15 protein-coding genes are annotated in these 20,167 nt (G+C 63.3%); 6 read left to right on the top strand and 9 right to left on the bottom strand.

The genetic code is table 11. The annotated features are described in order from the left end of the window. Positions 1-2 precede the first annotated feature (2 nt). The 3 genes from BOO69_RS17885 to BOO69_RS17875 are packed head-to-tail and all read right to left on the bottom strand — an operon-like array spanning position 3 to position 3,987. Positions 3-788: a carnitinyl-CoA dehydratase gene (locus BOO69_RS17885; RefSeq protein ID WP_071973404.1), complete on the bottom strand. Its 786-nt coding sequence runs from the start codon at positions 786-788 to the stop codon at positions 3-5. Positions 789-790: 2 nt separating this feature from the next. Continuing rightward, positions 791-2,830, bottom strand: coding sequence for an acetate--CoA ligase family protein (locus BOO69_RS17880; protein WP_071973403.1), 2,040 nt, complete (start codon positions 2,828-2,830; stop codon positions 791-793). Further along, positions 2,827-3,987 (bottom strand): acyl-CoA dehydrogenase family protein, encoded by a 1,161-nt coding sequence (locus BOO69_RS17875; protein WP_071973402.1) that lies wholly within the window; start codon positions 3,985-3,987, stop codon positions 2,827-2,829. The genes BOO69_RS17880 and BOO69_RS17875 overlap by 4 nt, the downstream gene beginning before the upstream one ends. Positions 3,988-4,068: 81 nt before the next feature. On the opposite strand from BOO69_RS17875, the gene BOO69_RS17870 reads away from it, so the two are divergent. From BOO69_RS17870 to BOO69_RS17850, 5 genes are all read left to right on the top strand, one after another. Next, positions 4,069-5,031: a GlxA family transcriptional regulator gene (locus BOO69_RS17870; RefSeq protein WP_071973401.1), complete on the top strand. Its 963-nt coding sequence runs from the start codon at positions 4,069-4,071 to the stop codon at positions 5,029-5,031. A 140-nt stretch (positions 5,032-5,171) separates the two neighbouring features. Then, on the top strand, positions 5,172-7,490 hold the full coding sequence (locus BOO69_RS17865; RefSeq protein WP_071973400.1) for a pre-peptidase C-terminal domain-containing protein: 2,319 nt from the start codon (positions 5,172-5,174) through the stop codon (positions 7,488-7,490). A gap of 109 nt (positions 7,491-7,599) precedes the next feature. Beyond that, positions 7,600-8,241 (top strand): CmcI family methyltransferase, encoded by a 642-nt coding sequence (locus BOO69_RS17860; protein WP_071973399.1) that lies wholly within the window; start codon positions 7,600-7,602, stop codon positions 8,239-8,241. 21 nt (positions 8,242-8,262) lie between these two features. After that, positions 8,263-10,029 (top strand): hypothetical protein, encoded by a 1,767-nt coding sequence (locus BOO69_RS17855; RefSeq protein ID WP_071973398.1) that lies wholly within the window; start codon positions 8,263-8,265, stop codon positions 10,027-10,029. A 34-nt stretch (positions 10,030-10,063) separates the two neighbouring features. Further along, positions 10,064-10,921, top strand: a complete 858-nt coding sequence (locus BOO69_RS17850) for a sulfotransferase family protein (RefSeq protein WP_071973397.1) — start codon at positions 10,064-10,066, stop codon at positions 10,919-10,921. A gap of 32 nt (positions 10,922-10,953) precedes the next feature. On the opposite strand, the gene BOO69_RS17845 is transcribed toward BOO69_RS17850, so the two are convergent. Genes BOO69_RS17845 through BOO69_RS17825 form a run of 5 tightly spaced genes read right to left on the bottom strand, consistent with a single transcriptional unit; the run spans position 10,954 to position 17,867 of the window. Further along, entirely contained in the window at positions 10,954-12,381 is a 1,428-nt protein-coding gene (locus tag BOO69_RS17845; RefSeq protein ID WP_071973396.1) for a C69 family dipeptidase, read from the bottom strand. 14 nt (positions 12,382-12,395) lie between these two features. Further along, positions 12,396-14,435, bottom strand: coding sequence for a dipeptide ABC transporter ATP-binding protein (locus BOO69_RS17840; RefSeq protein WP_071973395.1), 2,040 nt, complete (start codon positions 14,433-14,435; stop codon positions 12,396-12,398). After that, entirely contained in the window at positions 14,435-15,334 is a 900-nt protein-coding gene (locus tag BOO69_RS17835; RefSeq protein WP_083545582.1) for an ABC transporter permease, read from the bottom strand. Before BOO69_RS17835 ends, BOO69_RS17840 begins: the two co-directional genes overlap by 1 nt. After that, positions 15,324-16,268, bottom strand: coding sequence for an ABC transporter permease (locus tag BOO69_RS17830; protein WP_071973394.1), 945 nt, complete (start codon positions 16,266-16,268; stop codon positions 15,324-15,326). Before BOO69_RS17830 ends, BOO69_RS17835 begins: the two co-directional genes overlap by 11 nt. Before the next feature lie 45 nt (positions 16,269-16,313). After that, the gene (locus BOO69_RS17825; protein WP_071973393.1) at positions 16,314-17,867 is read right to left on the bottom strand and encodes an ABC transporter substrate-binding protein; all 1,554 of its coding nucleotides are present in this window, start codon (positions 17,865-17,867) and stop codon (positions 16,314-16,316) included. An 18-nt stretch (positions 17,868-17,885) separates the two neighbouring features. Between BOO69_RS17825 and BOO69_RS17820 the strand changes: the two genes are divergently transcribed. After that, positions 17,886-18,800, top strand: a complete 915-nt coding sequence (locus BOO69_RS17820; RefSeq protein ID WP_237267517.1) for a helix-turn-helix domain-containing protein — start codon at positions 17,886-17,888, stop codon at positions 18,798-18,800. Between the two features lie 99 nt (positions 18,801-18,899). Here the strand turns inward: BOO69_RS17820 and BOO69_RS17815 are convergent, their stop codons facing one another. After that, on the bottom strand, positions 18,900-19,703 hold the full coding sequence (locus BOO69_RS17815; protein ID WP_071973391.1) for an ABC transporter permease: 804 nt from the start codon (positions 19,701-19,703) through the stop codon (positions 18,900-18,902). Positions 19,704-20,167 lie beyond the last annotated feature (464 nt).

Genomic DNA, 20,167 nt, shown 5'->3' with positions numbered 1-20,167 from the left:
CTTCATTTCCCTTTCCAGACCGGATCGCGTTTCTCGGCGAAAGCGCGGGCCCCTTCGAGCTGGTCTTCCGACGAATACAGCACATCTACGGTGCGCAGCTGCCGCCGGGTGATCCGGTTCATCGTGTCCTGGAACTTGGCGTCTTCAGCGTCTCGAACGATTTCCTTGATCGCGGCGTAGACCAGCGGCGGCCCCGAAGCCAGCAGACGGGCCAGTTCCCGCGCGCGGTCCATCAACTGATCCGCGGGCAGAATCTCGTTCACGAGCCCCCATCCCTTGGCCTCCGTCGCGTCGAACCAACGGCCCGTGAGCAGCAGTTCCATCGCGACGTGATAGGGGATGCGCTTGGGCAGCTTGACGGATGCCGCATCTGCCACCGTGCCTGAACGGATTTCCGGCAATGCGAATGTTGCGTGTTCCGCGGCGAGGATCATGTCCGCGCTCAGCGCCAGTTCAAGACCGCCACCACAGGCGATCCCGTTGACCGCGGCGATGACCGGCTTGTTCAGATCCCTCAGTTCCTGAAGCCCTCCGAACCCGCCGACGCCATAATCCCCGTCGACCGCGTCGCCTTCCGAGGCGGCCTTGAGATCCCACCCCGGACAAAAGAACTTGTCTCCGCCGCCGGTGATGATGGCCACCCGAAGGGCCGGGTCGTCGCGGAACTCGGCAAAGACCTCTCCCATCACGCGGGAGGTCTGCAAGTCGATGGCATTTGCCTTGGGCCGGTCGAGCGTCACTTCGAGAACGGCACCGTCGCGGTGGGTCTTGATCGGATTTTCTGGCATGTTCAGTCCTTTGTCTGGTCCAGCCGCAGCAGCGCATCGGCGGCGATTGCATCGTCCATCGTGCAGAGCAGGGGATTGATCTCGACCTCCTGCAAGCCACCCTCCTGCGCCATCACGAAGGCCTGTACGGCCATGACCGCGTCAAGGATCCTGTCCATGGCAACCGCCGGCTTGCCGCGATACCCACGCAGGAGGGGCGCGATCCGCAATGACCCGATGGCCTGCGCGACCGCTTCTTGTGCCGCGGGTATCAGCAGGGACACCGTGTCGTCCAGCACCTCCGCCGCCGTGCCGCCGGCCCCGATCGTCAGGATGAAGCCATGTGCCGGGTCATGAACGACGCCGACCAGAAGTTCGGCCAGCGTGCCGTTGACCATCTCCTCGACCAGAAAGCTGTCGACGGACATCGCCTCGGCGGCGGCTGCAACGGCTTCAGCCGAGCCGAGGTCGAGCCGTACCGCCCCGGCTTCGGTCTTGTGAGCGATGCCTTCACCCTTGAGCACGACGGGATACCCGATCCGCGTGGCGGCCTGAACCGCGGCCTCGGTGCCTTGGCAGCGCTGCGCCACGGGAACGCGGAGGCCATGTTCGGCCAGAAGTCGCTTTGCATCACCCTCCGCAATCAGCGCGGGGACCCGGGCAGGAGGCGCGATATGCACCGGGTCCGCCGCCACAGGGCTGGTACGTGCCGCGTGAGCGCAGGCGTTGAGTGCTTCGGTCAGTCCGCAAAAGGGAATGATACCGTGATCCATCAGCGTTTCCGCAACGCTTTCCGGCATCAGTTCGGGCAGGGTGGAGACCATGCCGTATCGTGCGCCGGTCCGCTCCGCCGCGCCGATCACGGCCTCGATCACGCAATCCCAATCTGATGGGTCGCATCGATCGCTACGCGGAAAGTCGACGATCAGCAGTGTGATCGCATTGCCCGGATCGGCCATCGCCGCGAAGGTGGCCATCATGGCTGGAACGTCGCGCCAGATGTAGGTGTGATAGTCCAGTGGATTGGCCAGCGCGACACGCGGACCCAATGCCGCGCGCAGAGCGGTCTTCTGTTCTTCGCCAAGGGGCGGAAATTGAAGGCCGGCGTCGAGGCCCGTGTCGGCGGCAAGGCTCGCCTCGCCCCCCGAACAGCTGATCGTTGCAATCCGCCTGCTGTCCAGAGGACCGGCCATGTGCAACAGTTTCAGCGTCTCGAGAAAGGTCGGGAGGTCCGCGACGCGCGCGATGCCGAGCCGGCGCAGCAGCGCGCCGGCGCCCGCGTCCTGCCCTGCAAGAGATGCCGTATGCGACACGGTCGCGTGTTGCGCCTGCACGGACTTGCCAACCTTGATCGCCACGATCTGCTTGCCCATCTGCCGCGCATATTCCGCGAGGGCCTCGAACTTGCGCAGGTCGTCGATGCCTTCGATGTGCAGTCCCAGCGCGGTCACGCGCGGATCCTTCAAGACCGCCATGCCGATATCGGAAATGCCGCACTGTGCCTGGTTGCCCGCCGTGACCACGTAAGCCAGCGGCAGGGCGCGGGATTGCATGGTCAGGTTGATCGCGATGTTGGAGCTTTGCGTGATGATCGCCACGCCCCGGTCGGTCCGCTTGCCGCCGTGCTGGTCCGGCCACAATAGCGCGCCGTCCAGCAGATTGATGAAGCCGTAGCAATTCGGCCCGAGAAACGGCATATCACCTGCCGCGCGCAACAGTGCCGCCTGATGATCCATGCCTTCGGCATCTTCGGCCTGGGCTTCCATGAACCCGGACGCGAAACAGACCGCACCGCCCGCGTTCCGCGCGGACAGTTGGGCGGCGATATCCACGGTTGCGGTCCGGTTCACCCCGATGAACGTCGCGTCCGGCGCTGCCGGCAGGGAGGCGATGTCGCGGTAGACCGGCAATCCGGCCATCGTATCGGCGCTGGGATGCACCGGCCAGATCGCGCCGTCGAAACCCATCTTCTGGCATTGCGCAACGATCGCGCGGCACCATGCACCGCCGCCGACAACCGCGATGGACCGGGGCTGAAGCAGCCGTGTGAGATCGGCTTTCATGCGCCCAGGGGCCTCAGAAGCTCGCGCGAGATGATGTGGCGCTGGATTTCCGATGTGCCGTCCCAGATTCGTTCGACCCGTGCGTCGCGCCAGAAACGCTCGATCGGAAAATCGTCCATCAGTCCCATGCCACCGAAAATCTGAAGGGTGGCATCCGTGACCCGGGCAAGCATTTCGCTGGCATAGACTTTCGCCGAGGCGATCTCGCGGTTCGCGGGCAGCCCCTGGTCCAGCCGCCAGGCAGACGCCAGGGTCAACCAGTCGGCCGCGTCGATCTCGGTGATCATGTCGGCGATCTGAAAGCTGACGCCCTGAAATTTCCCGATCTGCTGGCCGAACTGCTTGCGCTCTGCCGCGTAGTTCAGGGCATAGTCGAAGACGCGGCGGGCGCGTCCCACGCTCATCGTCGCGACGGTGATCCGTGTCGCATAGAGCCATTCGTTCATCACGGCAAAGCCGCCATCGACCTCGCCAAGCACCTGGCTGTCCGGCAGGCGGCAATCGTCGAACTCAAGCACCATGTTCTTGTAGCCGCGGTGGCTGACGGACTTGTAGCCCTCGCGGATGGTGAAGCCCGGCGTGCCCCGGTCCACCAGGAAAGCGGTGATGCGTTTCTTGGGGCCTTTTGGTGTGTCGTCCTCGCCCGTGGCGATGAAGACGATGATGAAATCGGCGTGGTCAGCGCCCGAGATGAAATGCTTGGTGCCGTTCACGACCCAATCGCCGCCATCACGCCTGGCGAAACATTTCATGCCCCGGACGTCCGATCCCGCATCCGGTTCGGTCATCGCCAGGGCGTCCATCCTTTCACCGCGAACGGCGGGCAGGAGATAGCGTTCCTTCTGGTCCCCCTCGCAGGCCATCAGGATATTCTGCGGCCGACCGAAGAAGTGCGTCAGCGCCATCGACCCCCGGCCGAGCTCTCGTTCCACCAGCGCAAAATCCACGTGACCCAGTCCGGCCCCGCCGACCTCCTCGGGAAAATTGCAGGCGTAGAACCCGAGGTCGATCACCTTCTTCTTGATCTCTTCGCCCAGCTCGTGCGGCACTTGGCCCGTCCGTTCGACTTCGGCCTCGTGCGGGTAGATTTCCTTTTCCACAAAGCTTCGCACGGTGGAAACGATCATCTCCTGTTCGTCGGTCAATCCAAAATTCATCGGTAGCTTCCTCGCGCAATCGTTGTTGCGGAAACGCTATCGTGCCTATAGCGGAGTGATGTGCGGAGTTATGGTCAAACTATGCAGAGTTGGAAAAATTCGGATCGGGACATTACCAGGATCGGCGTGTTGCTGTTCGACGGCTTTTCGAACCACTGCCTTGCCAACCTGGTGGAGCCGTTGCGGGCCGCGAATGATCTTGGTCGGCGCACGAGCTATCGGTGGGAGTATCTGACGGTATCTGGCGCCCCGGCGCAGAGTTCCAGCGGGCTGCGCATCGTACCTGACGCGGCTCTCAAGGATGCGTCCGGCGAACTGCTGGTGGTGATGCCGTCCTACGGGGTGAGGGCCTATGTCACGGACAGGGTGCTGCGCGGCCTGCGGTCGGCCGCGGTGCGGTTCACCACGCTGGCCGGGCTGGACATGGGCAGCTGGCTGCTGGCCGCTGCAGGTCTTCTCAACGGGCGGATCGCGACGATCCATTGGGAAGAACTGACCGCCTTTGCCGAGGCCTTTCCCGAACTGACAGTCGCGCGGGAGCGGTATGTCGTCGATGGCAACCGGATCTCCTGCTCGGGGGCGATGGCCAGCTTCGACCTGATCCTCCACTTGATCGTGCAGGCCCACGGACCGGCGCTCGCGCTCGAGGTGGAACAATTGTTCATGGCACCCGGTGCGACCCCGTCAGTGCCCGCGGTCACCGCCCGTACCCGGCTGTCCCGCCGCGCGGTTGCCGTGATGCAGGACAATATCGAAGCGCCGCTTCCCCTGCCGAAGGTGGCGGGCGCGATCCGCTGTTCACAAAGGACGTTGGAACTGGCGATCCGGAAGGATTTCGATATGACACCTCAGCAGCTTTACCGGGTGCTGCGCCTGAACCTCGCACGCCGGTTGGCCGAGACGACGACCCTGCCCCTGGCCGAAGTTGCCCTGAGATGTGGCTACCGCGATGCCAGTGCAATGACCCGAGCCTTTCGGGAACGGTTCGACATGACGCCCAGTCAAAGCCGCAGGTATGTCGATGATCAATTGCCAGGTTCCTGAAAAGGCATTAAAACTTAGGGCGCATTATTAGTTTGTCAATTTCTCTTTTGGGGGACCCTTCCATGTCTATCGTATTTGCCCGTTCCGGCGAGAGCCCGGAGCACGATCCGACTGCGTCTTTCTGCGGCTGTGATTCCTGCATGGCCGACAAAGACGATTCCAGCGCGCTTCCCGGCGGTTCGGATGGTTTGCCTGCGGATACTGCGCCGGCGATCGGCCCCGATATCGGTGAAACTCCCGGGTCAGCCGGTACGATCAACGTCGGCCAGAGCATCGTGAACACGATCGATACAGCGGGCGACAACGACTGGTTCCGAATCACCCTGACCGCCGGTCAAAGCATCCAGATCACCCTGAACGGGTCTTCGTTGGGCGGCGGCACCTTGAGTGACCCGTTGCTGCGCCTCTACGACGCTCAGGGCAACCTCCTCCAGACCGACGACGATGGCGGGCCGGGCCTCAACTCCCTGATGAGCTACCTATCCGAGACAGGGGGCGTGTTCTACATCTCCGCCGAAGCCTATGGCTCCGCAACCGGTACCTACACGCTCACGGTGCAGGAAGTTCAGTTCAATCCCAACGACACTTGGGAGGATTCTCCGGATTTCACCAGCCCGTTGCTGGATGCGCTTTCTTGGGATACGCGTTTCGATCACAATGTGATCACCGTCTACTTCGGCGAAGCCGGCTACACCGCCGATGGAATCACTTCCGAAGGGTTCAATGCCTACGAACGTCAGCAGTTCCTGCGCGCCTTCGAGGCGCTGGAGGCCGTCACGAACCTCACCTTCAACGTCGTAAACTCCGGTGATGGTGCGGATTGGGAGCTCATCCTCGACACGAACGAGCTCGATGGCGTCTATGGCCGGTTCAACCCGCCGGGATACGGCGGCGAGGGCAATGACGGTGTCGGTCAGTTCGCGGGCAACCTCTGGGACCGCTTTGCAGGCGGCGACCTGACGGAAGGGGGTTTCGGGTATTTCACGATCATGCACGAACTGCTGCACGGTCTCGGCCTTGCGCATCCGCATGACACAGGGGGAGATTCATCCGTGATGCCGGGTGTCGGCAGTGCCCGGAACGACTTTGGCGATTTCAACATCAACCAGGGCGTCTTCACCATGATGTCCTACAACCCCGCCTATCATACCGGGACACCCGGGTCTGCCCCCGCAGCGGGAACCGGCGATGGCACCGGAACGCCCTATGGCTACGCGGCGGGCCCGATGGCGCTGGATATCGCGGTGCTTCAAGGGCTCTACGGCGCGAACACCAACCACAACAACGGCAACAACGACTACGTTTTGCCCACGGGAACCGGCGCAGGCGTCTTCTGGTCCACGATCTGGGATACCGGCGGGGTGGACACCATCCGGCACAACGGCGCGGGATCGGCGGTCATCGACCTGCGCGATGCCACGCTCCAGCTCGAGGAAGGCGGCGGCGGGTTCGTCTCGGCCGTCGATGGTACGCGAGGCGGCTTTACGATCGCGGCTGGCGTCATCATCGAGAATGCGGTGGGTGGCGTTTCGGCGGATCTCATCTTCGGGAACGAGTTCAACAACCAGCTTGCCGGGTTCGGCGGTTTCGACACCATCCATGCCGGTGCCGGCGACGACACGATCGATGGCGGCAACGGCGCGGATTCGCTTTACGGCGGCGCGGGCAATGACCTGATCATCGGCTCGGATGGTTTCGACCAGCTTTTCGGCGAAGAGGGCGATGATACGATACAGGGCGGCAACACGAACGACTACATGTTCGGCGGTGCCGGCAACGATCTCATTCTCGGCGGGCTCAATATCGGTACGTCCACGGAATTGCTGGATGGCGGTGCCGGTAACGACACCCTGCGGGGCGAAGGCGGCTTCGACCTGCTGCGGGGCGGTGATGGCGACGACGTTCTGGATGGCGGCAACCAGGCCGACAACCTCTATGGCGACGCTGGCAACGACACCCTGATCGGCGGCGCCGGTTTCGACCGTCTGTTCGGCGGCACCGGCGACGATGTGCTGAACGGCGGCGACGGGCCGGACGGCCACTTCGGCCAGCAGGGCAACGACACGATCTATGGCGGCGACGGTGACGACCGGTTCTTCGGCGGTTCCGGCAACGACCTCATCCTGTCCGGTGCCGGGAATGACACGATCTATGCCGACAGCGGGTTCGACACCATCAACGGCGGTGCCGGGAACGACCTGATGTTCGGCTTCTTCAACGGTGATACCTTCGTGTTCCAGAACGGCCACGGGAACGACACGATCGGCGACTTCGACGAGTTCAGCGCGAACGAGCGAATCGATTTCAGCGGTCTGTCAACGATGAACAATCTCAATCAGGTTCTGAACGCCGCCTCTCAGGTCGGAAACGCCGTGGTCATCAATACCGGCGGGGGCAACTCCATCCGGCTCAACGGTGTTCAGATCGCCGATCTGGATGCGAGCGATTTCATTTTCTGAGCAGCGCGGAAGTTTGCCAGCCGGAACCGTCCGGGCGACTTCACCTTTCCCGAATTCCCCCCTATGACAGGGGGGAATTATTTTTTGCACTGAGCATTGAGGTTATTCGATGGTCCGATCCTTCAAGACGCCCTACACACGCCCGCAATTGGGGGCCTTCTTCAAAGGCGTCATGCAGTACCATTACCGCGATGTCATGTGCAACAAATCCCCTCTCGACATCGCGTTGTTCCTGCACCTGATCAATGCCGTCAAACCAGCCACCTACGTCGAGATCGGAACCAAGCACGGTGGTTCCGCCCTGCTGATGCGTGACATCGCCAGGATGTACGACCTGGACATGCAGGTGGTCACCATCGACCGCAGTCCCCCCGAGGTCGACAGCCGGTTCGATGGCATCCGTTTCGTTCAGGGCAACGTGATGGATATGGAAGGTACGTGGCAGCGCAACAACCTGTTCGATCTGCCGCGCCCCTGGCTGATCTGCGAAGACAGTGCGCATACCTATTCGGCCTGCATGGGTGTTCTCAAATTCTTTGAACAGCACCTCCAGAAGGGCGAATATCTGATCATGGAAGATGCCATCCTGGCCGAGCTGGACCTAGGCGACAAATTCGATGGCGGTCCCAGCCGTGCGTTGGAAGAGTATCTGGACAACAATCCCGGTGTCTACGAGATCGACACGAGCTATTGCGACATGTTCGGCACCAACGCCACCACGAACCCGAACGGGTATCTGCGCAAGCTGTAAGCGGTATTTGGGAAGTTTGGCATGAAGACACCGGAATTCGCCGAGAACATCAGGCTGATCATCTGGGACCTGGACGAAACCTTCTGGGATGGAACGCTGACCGAAGGGGGCATTTCCTACCGGGACGATCATCATCAACTGGTGATCGACCTCGCCAAGCGCGGCATCATGAGCGCGATCTGCTCCAAGAACGATCACGAACCGATCGAGGAATTGCTGCGCGAGAAGGGTCTGTGGGACTACTTCATCTTCCCCAGTATCGACTGGACCCCCAAAGGCCCGAGGATCAAGGCGATGCTTGAAACCATCGGGCTTCGGGCCGCGTCGACCCTGTTTCTCGACGACAACCCGATGAACCTTGCACAGGCGGAACATGCCAACCCCGGCCTGAACTGCGCGCTGCCCGATGTGATCGCCGGACTTCGCGATGCACCGCAATTGAAGGGCAAGGACGACAGCCAACTGTCACGGCTTGCGCAATACAAGGTCACCGAGAAAAAGGCCGAGGCGGCGAAAGTGACGGGCGGAGATACCACGGCATTCCTGCGCCAGTCGAACGTCAAAGTGTTTATCGAGTACGATGTCGAAGCGCACCTGGACCGGGCCGTCGAACTGGTGAACCGGACAAACCAGCTGAACTTTACCAAGAACCGGCTTTCGGACGATCCGGAAACCGCCCGGCGCGAACTGAGCCAGCGTCTGGCGCACAACACGACCGACGCCGCGCTGATCCGCGTCCGGGACGACTTTGGCGACTACGGGTTCGTCGGGTTCTACATGACACGCCGGGTCAACAACACACGCACGCTCGAACACTTCTGTTTCTCCTGTCGCACGTTGAACATGTATATCGAGCATTGGGTCTATGCGTTTCTCGGCAGGCCGAAGCTGTCGGTGGTGGGCGAGGTGCTGTCGGACGTGCAGGATACCGCGATCGAGGTGGACTGGATCACCCCCGCCAACATCGAGGACATGGATGCGCCCAGCCCCGGGGCGGACCTGACCTTCGACCATATCTTTGCCCGCGGCGGCTGCGATCTGGCAAGCCTGCTGCATTATTTTACCCTGCATTCCGGCACCATCGTCGAGGAGTTCAACGAGCCCCGGAACGGACAGATGTTCCGCAGGGACCACTCGTCGTTCCTGATGCCCGAACTGGAAGGCGGGTTGACGCCTGCACAGACCGAGGCGGCAAGCGCGCTGGGCTATGCGCCACGGGACTTTGATACGGACATTCTGAACATGGGGCCGGGGCAGGGGCTGTACTTCCTGAGCTTCTGGGCTGATGCCGACATTCCGGTCTACCGCCATCGTGAGACAGGTCTTCGTGTGCCGTACTGGCTGGTCGGGGCACAGAACCACAATCTCGTCGAGCGCGCGGATCTGCGGAAAGCCATCGCCAAGACCGATCAGCAGCGCGAGCGTCTGAACGTCCTGTGCGAGGAGTATGAACACGAGGGAATCCTGTCTCAGGATGAGATGGAACGAAGATACAACCTCATCCTCGATCGCCTTCCCCCCACCGCGCAGGTGGTGATGATCCTCGCCGCCGAACGCGGCCCTCTGCATTTTGCGGACCCGTCGAAACCGCCGCATCCGTTTCACCAGCGTCTCAACGCGACGCTGAATGCGGTGGCGAAAGGCCGGTCGAATGTCATGCTGTTGGACCCCGCATCGCTGATCGACGGGACCGAGGACATGATCGATCTCAACCACTTCAAACGCGATGTCTATCATCGTATGTACCGCGCCATGCTGAGCCGGTTCACCAATGCCAAAGCCGCCTGAGCGGCCCAGAAGACGTCAGATCGGAAATCCATCCATGGCCAAGACCTTCAACAACCTCTTTCTGAGCATCGGAGCGATGAAAGCGGGAACAACCTGGCTTTATGCCGTTCTGGCACAGCACCCGGCGCTGTATTTCGCTCTGGAGAAGGAAATCCACTACTTCTACCACAAGTATGTCGACAAGAACATGCTGAGCGAGAAATACCGGCTGGCCGAAGCCAAGAACCGGTATCTGATGCGCTACGATCCGGAAAAGGCGAATATCGACGCGATCCAGAAGAACCTGCACTGGGTCAGCGCCTACCTTGACCGTCCTGTCGATGATTTCTGGTATCGCAACCTCTTCCAGATGCGGGACCGCGAGATCTATGCCTGCGATTTCTCGAATCTCAATGCACAGCTGCCCGTCGAAGCCTGGCCGCAGATATCGGCGAAGTGCGACAACCTTCGTGTTCTCTATACCATGCGCGACCCGATCAAGCGCTTGTGGAGCCATACCAAGTTCCACCTTCAGATCACCGGCGGCGCGGACAAGCTCAACAGCTGGGGGCCGGACGACTTCAACGAATTCGTTCGCCGCCCGCATATCTGGCGCAATGCCGAATACGGGCAGGTTCTTCGCACGCTCCGCGAGGGGCTGGAACCGCAGCAGCGCAAGGTGATCTTCTACGAGGACATCCACGCAGACCAGCGGGGCACGCTGCGCCAGATCGAGGAATTCCTGCGCATCCCGGCCTTCAAGTACCCGCAGGCCATTCTGGATCGCCGGTTTACCGAAAGCATCAAGCACGAAATGCCGGCGTTCTTTCCCGAACTGTTCGCCGAGGACATCAGGCGGATCCGGGGGGAGATCGAAGCCGAAGGTTTCACCCTTCCCGAGAAGTGGGGCTGATCAGCAAGCGACGGAACGCTTCACGGCAGTGTTCACCACAGCTGGGCGGGCGAGAGCGGCGTCTGTGACATGTTGAGTTCGCCGGCGAGACGCATCCGCGCGTGGATCGCCGAGGTGAGGGCCTTGCAGTCCGCCAAGGTGGCGTCGAACCATTTCGTGCTGAATTCGGTCAGGACAACTGCCGCGAGATCGGGCTCGTTGGCCTCGCAGAGGATACCGGCGATCTTCTCTATCCGGGGCAGTTCGGCCGCGATCCGTGCCTCGACATTGCGCCAGTGCCGGTCCACCTCGGTCAGGATGGGATCCTGCTTCTGGAAGGCGAGGTGCATCAGCCGCTTGAACTCGTAAACTGCCGAATCGCCGCTTTCGACGCCTTGGGGCACTCTTGAGACGGCATCGGGGGTCTTCTCTTCCTTGCGGCGATCCAGAAAGCGCGCACTTTCGCCGGTGGTGAGGTAGCGGTGCCGCCCGTAGGCCGGCGGAATCGCGGTCTGGCCCATCCAGACGGGGACCAAGGGCGCCGTCACCGGGCCCACGGGCGCGTGCCAGAGCATCCGAAGCTCCGCATGTGCCGGGTGGACCAACGGCACGACCTGGCCGTAGCCGGCTGTATCGCCGGTCAGCCGTTCGGTGGAGATCGACCAGAAGACGTCCTCAAGGCCGATCTTCTCGGGTCGGGCGGCACGCTTGCGCATCTCCGCCTCGATCCAGGCGGCGCCCTCCCAAGGGCTCTTGCCGTCGCCGTAGATGCGGTTCACGTCGAAGGGGCCTTCTTTCGGGTCGTACCATCCCAGTTCGACGGCGGTGGAGATGAAGTGCGGCGGGAAGAGGAAATCTTCGTTCGGCTCATTTGGAATTACACCGATGTAACCGGGGCGCGAGGCGCGAATGCTGTCGTCGCCCAACCGCTCCGCCACCCAGAGGCCGCGGCCCCCCGCGAACTCGATCACCACCCAGGCCTCGTCGGGATCGGCGATGATGTGGGAATTGCCGCCGTAGGTGGAATAGCCGTGCTCCGCGATCAGCCCGGCGATCAGGTCGACGCCTTCGCGGGCGGTGCGGGCGCGGTCCACGACGATGCGGGCGAGGTCGGAGTAGTTGGGACCGGTCTGGTCCTTCGGCGTCATCTCGATCAGCGCGGCGCTGGAGGTCGACCAGATGTCGCGTACCGCGACGCCGTGTTCGTTCAGCCCGCCGTTCGTCAGCGGGGCAGGCACCCCGAGGTAGTAGCTGTAGCTGACGCGCAGGGCACGGGCCGTCTCGCGGGCCTGCGGGATCTCTGTCAGATGCCCCGGCATGTCCGCCTGCGGGGTGACGCCGACAGTGATCGTGGCATCCTCGGCATGTTCGCGGCGCGGCACGATCTCGAGCCAATGGCTCGAGGGTTCGTCGCCGTAGCCGGCAAGGTAGGGGATGCCGGTCGCCGTATGGTTGCGGCCGATGTAGATGCCGTAGCTCACGTCAACTTCCTTCTTCAGTCTTTCCGGGCGCCTTCGCCCAAGGGGTAATGGCAGGCGAATGTCCGGCCCCGCGTGTCCGTCTCGTGGGGCGGTTTCACGTCGTGGCACAACGAACGGGCATAGGGGCAGCGGGTCACGAAATCGCACCCCTTGGGGCGATTAAGCAGGCTCGGCACTTCGCCCGTGGCCGCCGTAATGGCGCGGCGCTTGTCGGGGTCGGGCTGCGGGATGCCGTTGATCAGCGTTTCCGTATAGGGATGGCGCGGGCTTTCAAAAATTTCTTCCGCCCCGCCGATTTCCACGATCCGGCCGAGGTACATGATCGCCAGCCGGTCGCTGATGTGGCGCACCACGGGCAGATTGTGCGTGATGACCAGATAGCCGAGGTCGTGCTCCGCCTGCAGGTCCGCCATGAGGTTCAGGATCTCGCCCTGGACCGAGACATCGAGCCCGGCGGTGGGTTCGTCCGCGATGATCAGCCGCGGGTTCAGCGCCAGCGCCCGGGCCACGCCCACGCGGCGGGCCTGGCCGCCCGACAACTCGTGCGGATAGCGCGAGAGCAGGGCGCGGGGCAGGCGGACCATCTCTGCCAGCCGTTCGGCCTCGCGGTCGGGGTCGACGTCCCGGATGCCGTGGATCTGCAATGGCTCGGTGATCAGCGCGCGCACCGATTTGCGCGGCGAGAGCGAGCCGATCGGATCCTGAAACATCATCGCCATGTCGCGGCGCAGGGGCTTGAAGGAGGCCTCCTTCATCCCGCGCAGTTCTCGACCGTCGAACTTGATGCTGCCGCCCTGAGAGGCGACGAGATGCAGGATCGCCCGCCCCAGCGTCGTCTTGCCGGAGCCGCTTTCGCCGACCAGCCCCACGGTCTCGCCCGCGCGCACGTCGAGGCTGACGTCGAGCACGGCATTGACGTGCTGCGCCCGTCTCAAGGTGCCGGTAAGGCCGCGGCGGACGGGGAAGCGTACGTTGAGGTCGCGCACTTCCAGCAGGGGGGCGTGGGACGGTTGGCGGGCCTCCGCGGGCGCCTCGCCCTGTGGGACGGTGAGCACGTCGTTCGGCGGCGGCCATGACGGATCGTGGCCTGGTCCCTCGAGCAGGTGACAACGGGCGATGCCGCCGTCCGGGCGTACCGCTTCGGGTGGGACCTCGCGGTGGCAGATCTCCATGACCTTCTGGCAGCGGTCGGCAAAGACGCAGGCCTTGGGCGGGTCGATCAGGCCGGGTATTTCGCCGGGGATGATGGGCAGGCGGCGGCTCCGCCCCTCGACCCTTGCCGGATCACATTCCAGCAGGGCGCGGGTATAGGGGTGCCGCGCGTTGTGGAAGATCGCGCGCACCTCGCCGGTCTCGACCACTTCGCCCGCGTACATCACCGCCACGTCGTCGCAGAGTTCGGCGATCAGGCCGAGGTTGTGCGACACCACCACCACGGTCGCTTCCAGCTCGCGCTGAAGCTCCTGTAGCAGGTGGATGATCTGCGCCTCCATCGTCACGTCGAGCGCGGTGGTCGGCTCGTCCGCGAGCAGCAGCTTGGGCCCGGTCATCAGCGCCATGCCGATGCCGGCGCGCTGGCGCATCCCGCCGGAGAACTGGTGCGGAAACTGGTCGACGCGCGCCTCGGGGTCGGGGATGCCGACCTTGCCCATGATCTCCACCGCCTGCCTGCGCTTCTCGGCGGCGGAAGTGTCGCGCCGGTAGAGGATATCGCGCATCTGCCGCGCGTAGCTCAGTACCGGGATCTGCGAGGTCATGGGATCCTGGAACACGACCGAGATATCCTCGCCGCGCCGCGCGCGCATTTCCCTGCGCGAGAGGTCCAGCATGTCGCGGTCCTCGAAGAGGATCTCGCCCGCCGTCACCTCGGCGTTGCCCGCCAGCAGGCCGAGGATCGACCAGAGCACGGTGCTCTTGCCCGAGCCGCTTTCGCCCACGATGCCGAGGATGCGGTTGCGGCGCACGCCGAGCGAAATGTTGCGCAGCGCCTTGATGCGACCCCGCGCGCTGCGGAAATCGACCGACAGGCCGCGTATGTCGAGCAGGTTGTCCATTACCGGCCCCGCCCGATCCGCGGATCGAAGATATCGCGCAGCGCCTCGCCGAGGAAGGTGAAGCCAAGCGTCGTCAGGATCAGCGGGATACCCGTCGCCACCACCATCCAGGGCGCGTCGCGGATGACGAGGTAACCTTCGTTCAGCAGCGTGCCCCAGCTTGCCGTGGGCGGCAGCACCCCGAGGCCGAGAAAGCTCAGCCCCGCCTCGACCGAGACGACGACCGGCACGTCCATCGCCGCGAGGATCATCAGCGGGCCGAGGATGTTCGGCAGGACGTGGTGCCACAGGATGCGGGGCAGGGAGGCACCGAGCGAGCGTTCGGCCTGGATGAACTCGGTCCCGCGCAGGGACATGGTCGCCGTGCGCGCGACGCGGGCGTATTGCGGGATCGAGGTGACGATGATGATGGCCAGCACGAGCTGGATGCTGGGGCCCAGCAAGGCAACGGTGCCCAGCGCCATGATGATCGTCGGAAAGGACCGCACCGCGTCGAAGATCAGCAGCAGCAGGTTGTCCAGCCAGCGCGGCCCGAAGCCCGCGATCATGCCCAGCAGCAGGCCCAGGACGAGCGAGGCCGAGACCCCCACCGCCGCCACCAGCAGCGCCACGCGCCCGCCGTAGAGGATGCGCGAAAGCGTGTCGCGGCCCAGCTGGTCGGTGCCGGCGGGATGCGCCAAGGTGGGGCCGGAAAGGCGCGCGGGGATGTCCATGGCAAGCGGATCGTAAGGCGCAAGAAGCGGCGCGAAGACGGCGCTGCAGACGAAAACCACCACGAGGATCAGCCCGATGACCCCCTGTGGGTTGCGCGCGAAGGCCCGCAGTTTTTCGCGCCGCTCGCGGCCAAGGCTTTCGGCACGCTCGGGCGCCGCGGGAAGGATCTGAGGATCAGAGGGCATCGCGCACCCTCGGGTCGAGCCAGGCGATCAGCAGGTCGGCAAAGAGCACGACGAAGATGTAGAGCGATGTCGCCACGATCACCGCCCCCTGCACCACGGGAAAGTTGCGCGCCATGACGCTGTCGAAGATCAGCTTGCCGAGGCCCGGGCGGGCAAAGATGATCTCGGCGAAGACGGCGGCCGAGATCAGACCGCCGAACCCCATGCCGATCAGTGTGATCGTCGGCAGGATCGCGACCCGGAGCGCGTAGCCATAGACCACCTTGCGCTCGGTCAGTCCGAAGGCGCGGGCGGAGCGGATGTAGGTCTCTCCCATGACCTCGAGCATGGAGGCGCGGACCATGCGGGCAAGGTATCCGACCCAGCTCAGCCCCACGGCGAAGGCGGGCAGGATCAGGTGCGTCGCCTGGTCGGCGATGTCGCCCGGCTCTCCCGAGCCGATGGCCGGCAGCCAGCGCAGGTTGACCGAGAAGATCAGCAGTGCCCAGATCGAGACGAGGAAGGAGGGCACCGCGATGGTACCGACCGAGAGCACGCCGGTGATCCGGTCGAGCCATGATCCGGGCCGGATAGCCGCGAGACAGCCCAGCGGCATGCCCAGCAGCACCGCCCAGCCCATCGCCGTACCGATCAGCACCAGGGTGAAGCCGATGCGCTCTCCGATGATGGCGGCCACGGGACGGTCGTTGAAGACGTCGACGCCCAGATCACCCGTCGCCACGTTCCGCGCGAAGATCGCGAATTGCATCCACACGGGTTCATCGAGGTGCATCTTCTCTGCATAGCGCTGCACCGCCTCGGGCGATGCGCGCGGCCCCAGCGCGATGGTCACCGGGTCGCCGGGGATCAGTTGCAGCAGGCCGAACAGCATGATCGCCACCGCGCAGATGACGGCGACCGACAGGCCAAGGCGTTTGAGGAGATAGGCAATCATGGGACAAGTCGGCCCCCCGCGCCGCGCGGCGCAGGGGGCTTTGCATCAGGCCGGCTTGAACCGGCGGTAATCCAGCTCGCCCGAGGGGGCTGCGCTGATCTCGATGTCCGCGTCGTGGATATAGACCTCGGGTTCGTGGTTGATCCAGACGTAGGCGCCTGTCTCTTCCATGATGTCCTGCATCCGGATGTAGATCTCGTCGCGCTTTGCGGGATCAGTTTCGGCCAGCCCCTCGTCGTAGAGCCGGTCGTACTCCGGATCGGTCCAGCGCTCCCAGTTCCAGATGCCGACCTGCGAGGAAACGAACCACTGCGCCGCCTCGTAAGGATCCGGCGTGCCGGCGAAGCGCATGGTCCAGAGCTGCAGGTCTTTCCAAGTGTCGCCTGCGGATTCCATGCCCATTTCCCAGAACGGTCCGCTGTCGAGCGGCAGGATCTCTACCGTGATGCCGATCACCGCAAGGTTCGCCTGGATGATCTGCGCAGTCAGCATGCGTTCCTGCGTGTTCAGCGTCCGCAGGCTGAGCGTCAGGCCGCTCTCGCCCGATTCGGCCATGAGCTGCTGCGCCTTCGCCGGGTCATAGCTGTAGGACTTGTTGGCGTCGCGGTGGCCGATCAGGCCGGGGCAGACGATGCCGTGGGACTTGGCCGAGGTACCCGAGAAGGCACCGGCGAGGATCGAGTCCACGTCGATGGCATGCTGGATCGCCTGCCGGACGGTCTTGTTCTGCAGCTTGGGATGCTCGGTGTTCATGCCCATCCACATGTACTGCAACTCGCCCGCGGTCGTGATCTCGCTGCCTTCGGGCTGTTGGGTGGCGTAGCGCGCCAGCGTGTCGGATCCCAGTTCAGTGCAGTCGATCTCGCCTGCTTCGAAGGCCAGTTCCGCCGCCTTGACCTCGGAGATGACGTTCAGGACGACCTTGTCATAGGCCGGCTTCGGCCCCGTCCATTCGGGGTTCAGCGTGAAGGTGGCGTTCTGGCCCGGGACGGAGTCGTAGGTATAGGGCCCGCAGACCGCCGGGAAGCTGGTGGTGAACTTGCCGCCCGCGTCCTCGACCGCCTTCTCGCAGAGAATGGCGCCCGGCCCGTGGCAGAGCGTCACCATGAAGAAGGGCGCGAAAGGCTTGTTCAGCACGATCGTGCCTGTCCGGTCGCCCGTCACCTCGACGTGGTCCAGCGCGTCGAAGTAGCCGCCCCAGTCGGTGCCTTTCATGCGTTCGTAGGAATACTTGACGTCCGATGCCTTCAGCGGGCCGTAGCCGTTCGACCAGACCAGCCCCTCGGTCAGTTCGAAGTCGATCTCCGTGGGGGTGCGCTGTTCCAGCTTGGTGACGTAATAGGTCGGCTCCCAGCCGAAGGTGTCGCCATCACGGGTGTACTGTGCGAGGAAGGGGAGGCACTGCTTCTGCGCCTCGACCTCGGTGCCGCCGATCATGTAGCCGGGATCGAGGATCTTGTTGTCGCCGTCGAGCCGCAGGCGCAGCACGCTGTCCTGCTGGGCAAAGACCGGGGTGGGTCGTCCGGCGGCAAGACCGAGCGCGCCCAATGCGACGCCCGATGCCAGGAAGCCCCGGCGGGACAATTTGTAATTGTTCATGGCTGTTGTTCCCTGTTCTTGGTTTTTGTTTGGCCCGAACGGAACACAAGATTGCAGCTTCGGCAACTTCGCCGCCTTGCGCTACTTGACACCCGATTGGCTTCACTGTGCGATAGGGTCATGGTTTCTCAATTCGCCAACAACCTCTCGCTCCTGTGCAGCTACAAATCCTCGATCGCCGAGGTCTGCCGCCGGCTGGGGATCAATCGCCAGCAGTTCAACAAGTACCTCAGCGGCCGCACGAGGCCGTCGCGCAGCAACATGCGGCGCATCTGCGATTTCTTCGGCGTCAGCGAGGCCGAGATGATGATGGACACGCATCAGCTCGAACAGATCATCGTGCTGAGGCGGCAGCCGGAGGGCCTGCGCCAGGACCTGGGCATCGCGGACCACCTTGCGGCGATCCAGTGTCACAGCCAGCGGCTCGACAAGTATCTCGGCTATTACTACCGCTACTTCTATTCCTTCGGGAACAAGGGCCTCGTGACCCGCTCGCTCGCCGTGATCTACGCGCAGGGGGAACAGTACTTCTGGAAGAATATCGAGATGCTGCGCGACGCGGATACACGTCGGACCATGGGGATCAACAAGTATGAGGGTCTCGTCTACAACCTCGCCGACCGTATCTACATCACCGAATACGAGACGCTGGAGAAACGGTCGATCACCCAGGCGATTCTCTATCCCAGTCATCAGCACCGGCTGACCCGGCTGGTGGGGATACAGACCGGTGGTCCGACCCGGCGCGGCCGCAAGCCCGGCGCGTCGAAGGTGGCGCTGGATTTCCTGGGAAAGCGCATCGACCTGCGCAAGGCATTGATGGAGACGGGCTTCTACCACCCCGACTCCCACCACCTGTCCCGCGAGCTTGTTCAGGTGATCACGAACCAGATCGCTGAAGGCAGCCTTGTCTTCGAGGTCGACGAGCCGTGACCGGTTCGCGCGCCTGAGACGGCGCGCGCGCTCAGTTCCTTCAATTGGTTCGCAGGCGGCCTGGTGCAGTGGAGGCGGATCAGTGTCGCCCGGCCGCGATCACTTGTCCATCATGTCCCGGTGATACCGCCTGAGCAGGAAGAGGCCGGTCATCAGGGTGATGATCGACACCAGCATCGGATAGGCGACCGACACATACGACGGCTTGTAGAATGGATAATAGCCATCCCGCATCATTCCGATGATGTGAACGAGCGGGTTGTACCAAAGGAACTTTGCGTATTTCTCGGGGATCGCCTCAAACAGGAAGAAGACCCCGGAGATCAGGAACAGCGGTCGGTTCAGAATCGCCCAGGCGGTTGCCCATATCGGATAGGACAACGTCAGAAAGCAGTTCAGGGTCCCCACGCCGATCGCTATGGAAATCAGCATGCCGTAGGCCAGCGCGATCTTCGAATAATCGAAGGTGGTCGGCACGTCCGATATCAGCAGGATGAATCCCACGACGATGCATTGGACCGACAGCAGCGTGACCAGATTGAGGGCGAGCCGGGCGATGAGGGCGTCCAGGAATGTTACACGCGGATAGGCAAGAAGCGCGCGGCTGAAGTTCATTGTCTGAGTAAGTTTCGCCGACAGGTCCATATACATCAGAAGCGGCAGGATGCCGGTCGCATAGAAAAGCGCGAAGACGGTGCCGAGGGGCGGAGACCTGAAACCGATCGAAAAGATGAGCGTCAGCAGTGCGATCCCCGCCGCGGGTTCAAGAACGGCCCAGATGTACCCGCCGGGCGAACGCCCGTAGGTGGTCGTGATCTCTCGAAGGATAAGCGCAGTAATCGCCCTGAACGACGCGAAGGATGTTCGCTGCTCGCGCAGGATGGCGGTTTGACTTGACGACATCGTGTCGTCCCTCCTGTCTGGATACCATCCGCGTTCTGATGTAACGGTACGAAGGATAAGGCAAGTTCTTGCAACAGAAAAGATCCCCGATGGCTGACACCAAAGAGCAGACTCCGAAGCAGTCCGGTAAAGCTCGGCCGGAAAGGGCCGAACAGACGGCAGCCGAGGCCAGGGAACCGGACCCCAAGGCCACCAAGGATACCGCCGACAAGGCAGAGCGGCCATCTCCTGACGCAGAGTCCAAAACTGCCGCTGCCCCAAAACCGGCCGCCCCGGCCGCTGCAGCGCAACCTCAGCCGGCAAAGCCGGCACCGGCCCCTGCGCCGGTAGGACAGAACGCAGGCGCTCAGCAAGCGAAACCGGCACCCGCCGCCCAGGCCGCTCAACCCGGTCAGAAACCCCCGGCAGCGAGGCCTGCCGCGCCCGCGCCTCAAGCGAACCCGCAGACACCGCAGCCGCAGAGG

The sequence above is a fragment of the Sulfitobacter alexandrii genome (assembly GCF_001886735.1).
In the GTDB taxonomy this organism is placed as follows: domain Bacteria; phylum Pseudomonadota; class Alphaproteobacteria; order Rhodobacterales; family Rhodobacteraceae; genus Sulfitobacter; species Sulfitobacter alexandrii.
The sequence above is the reverse complement of the archived record's forward strand: the minus strand, read 5'-3'. Positions and strand labels throughout refer to the sequence as shown.

Excerpts from the sequence above, each read along its gene's own strand:
- BOO69_RS17885 (WP_071973404.1), bottom strand. The coding sequence starts at position 788 with ATGCCAGAAAATCCGATCAAGACCCACCGCGACGGTGCCGTTCTCGAA.
- BOO69_RS17880 (WP_071973403.1), bottom strand. The coding sequence starts at position 2,830 with ATGAAAGCCGATCTCACACGGCTGCTTCAGCCCCGGTCCATCGCGGTT.
- BOO69_RS17875 (WP_071973402.1), bottom strand. The coding sequence starts at position 3,987 with ATGAATTTTGGATTGACCGACGAACAGGAGATGATCGTTTCCACCGTG.
- BOO69_RS17870 (WP_071973401.1), top strand. The coding sequence starts at position 4,069 with ATGCAGAGTTGGAAAAATTCGGATCGGGACATTACCAGGATCGGCGTG.
- BOO69_RS17865 (WP_071973400.1), top strand. The coding sequence starts at position 5,172 with ATGGCCGACAAAGACGATTCCAGCGCGCTTCCCGGCGGTTCGGATGGT.
- BOO69_RS17860 (WP_071973399.1), top strand. The coding sequence starts at position 7,600 with ATGGTCCGATCCTTCAAGACGCCCTACACACGCCCGCAATTGGGGGCC.
- BOO69_RS17855 (WP_071973398.1), top strand. The coding sequence starts at position 8,263 with ATGAAGACACCGGAATTCGCCGAGAACATCAGGCTGATCATCTGGGAC.
- BOO69_RS17850 (WP_071973397.1), top strand. The coding sequence starts at position 10,064 with ATGGCCAAGACCTTCAACAACCTCTTTCTGAGCATCGGAGCGATGAAA.
- BOO69_RS17840 (WP_071973395.1), bottom strand. The coding sequence starts at position 14,435 with ATGGACAACCTGCTCGACATACGCGGCCTGTCGGTCGATTTCCGCAGC.
- BOO69_RS17835 (WP_083545582.1), bottom strand. The coding sequence starts at position 15,334 with ATGCCCTCTGATCCTCAGATCCTTCCCGCGGCGCCCGAGCGTGCCGAA.
- BOO69_RS17830 (WP_071973394.1), bottom strand. The coding sequence starts at position 16,268 with ATGATTGCCTATCTCCTCAAACGCCTTGGCCTGTCGGTCGCCGTCATC.
- BOO69_RS17825 (WP_071973393.1), bottom strand. The coding sequence starts at position 17,867 with ATGAACAATTACAAATTGTCCCGCCGGGGCTTCCTGGCATCGGGCGTC.
- BOO69_RS17815 (WP_071973391.1), bottom strand. The coding sequence starts at position 19,703 with ATGTCGTCAAGTCAAACCGCCATCCTGCGCGAGCAGCGAACATCCTTC.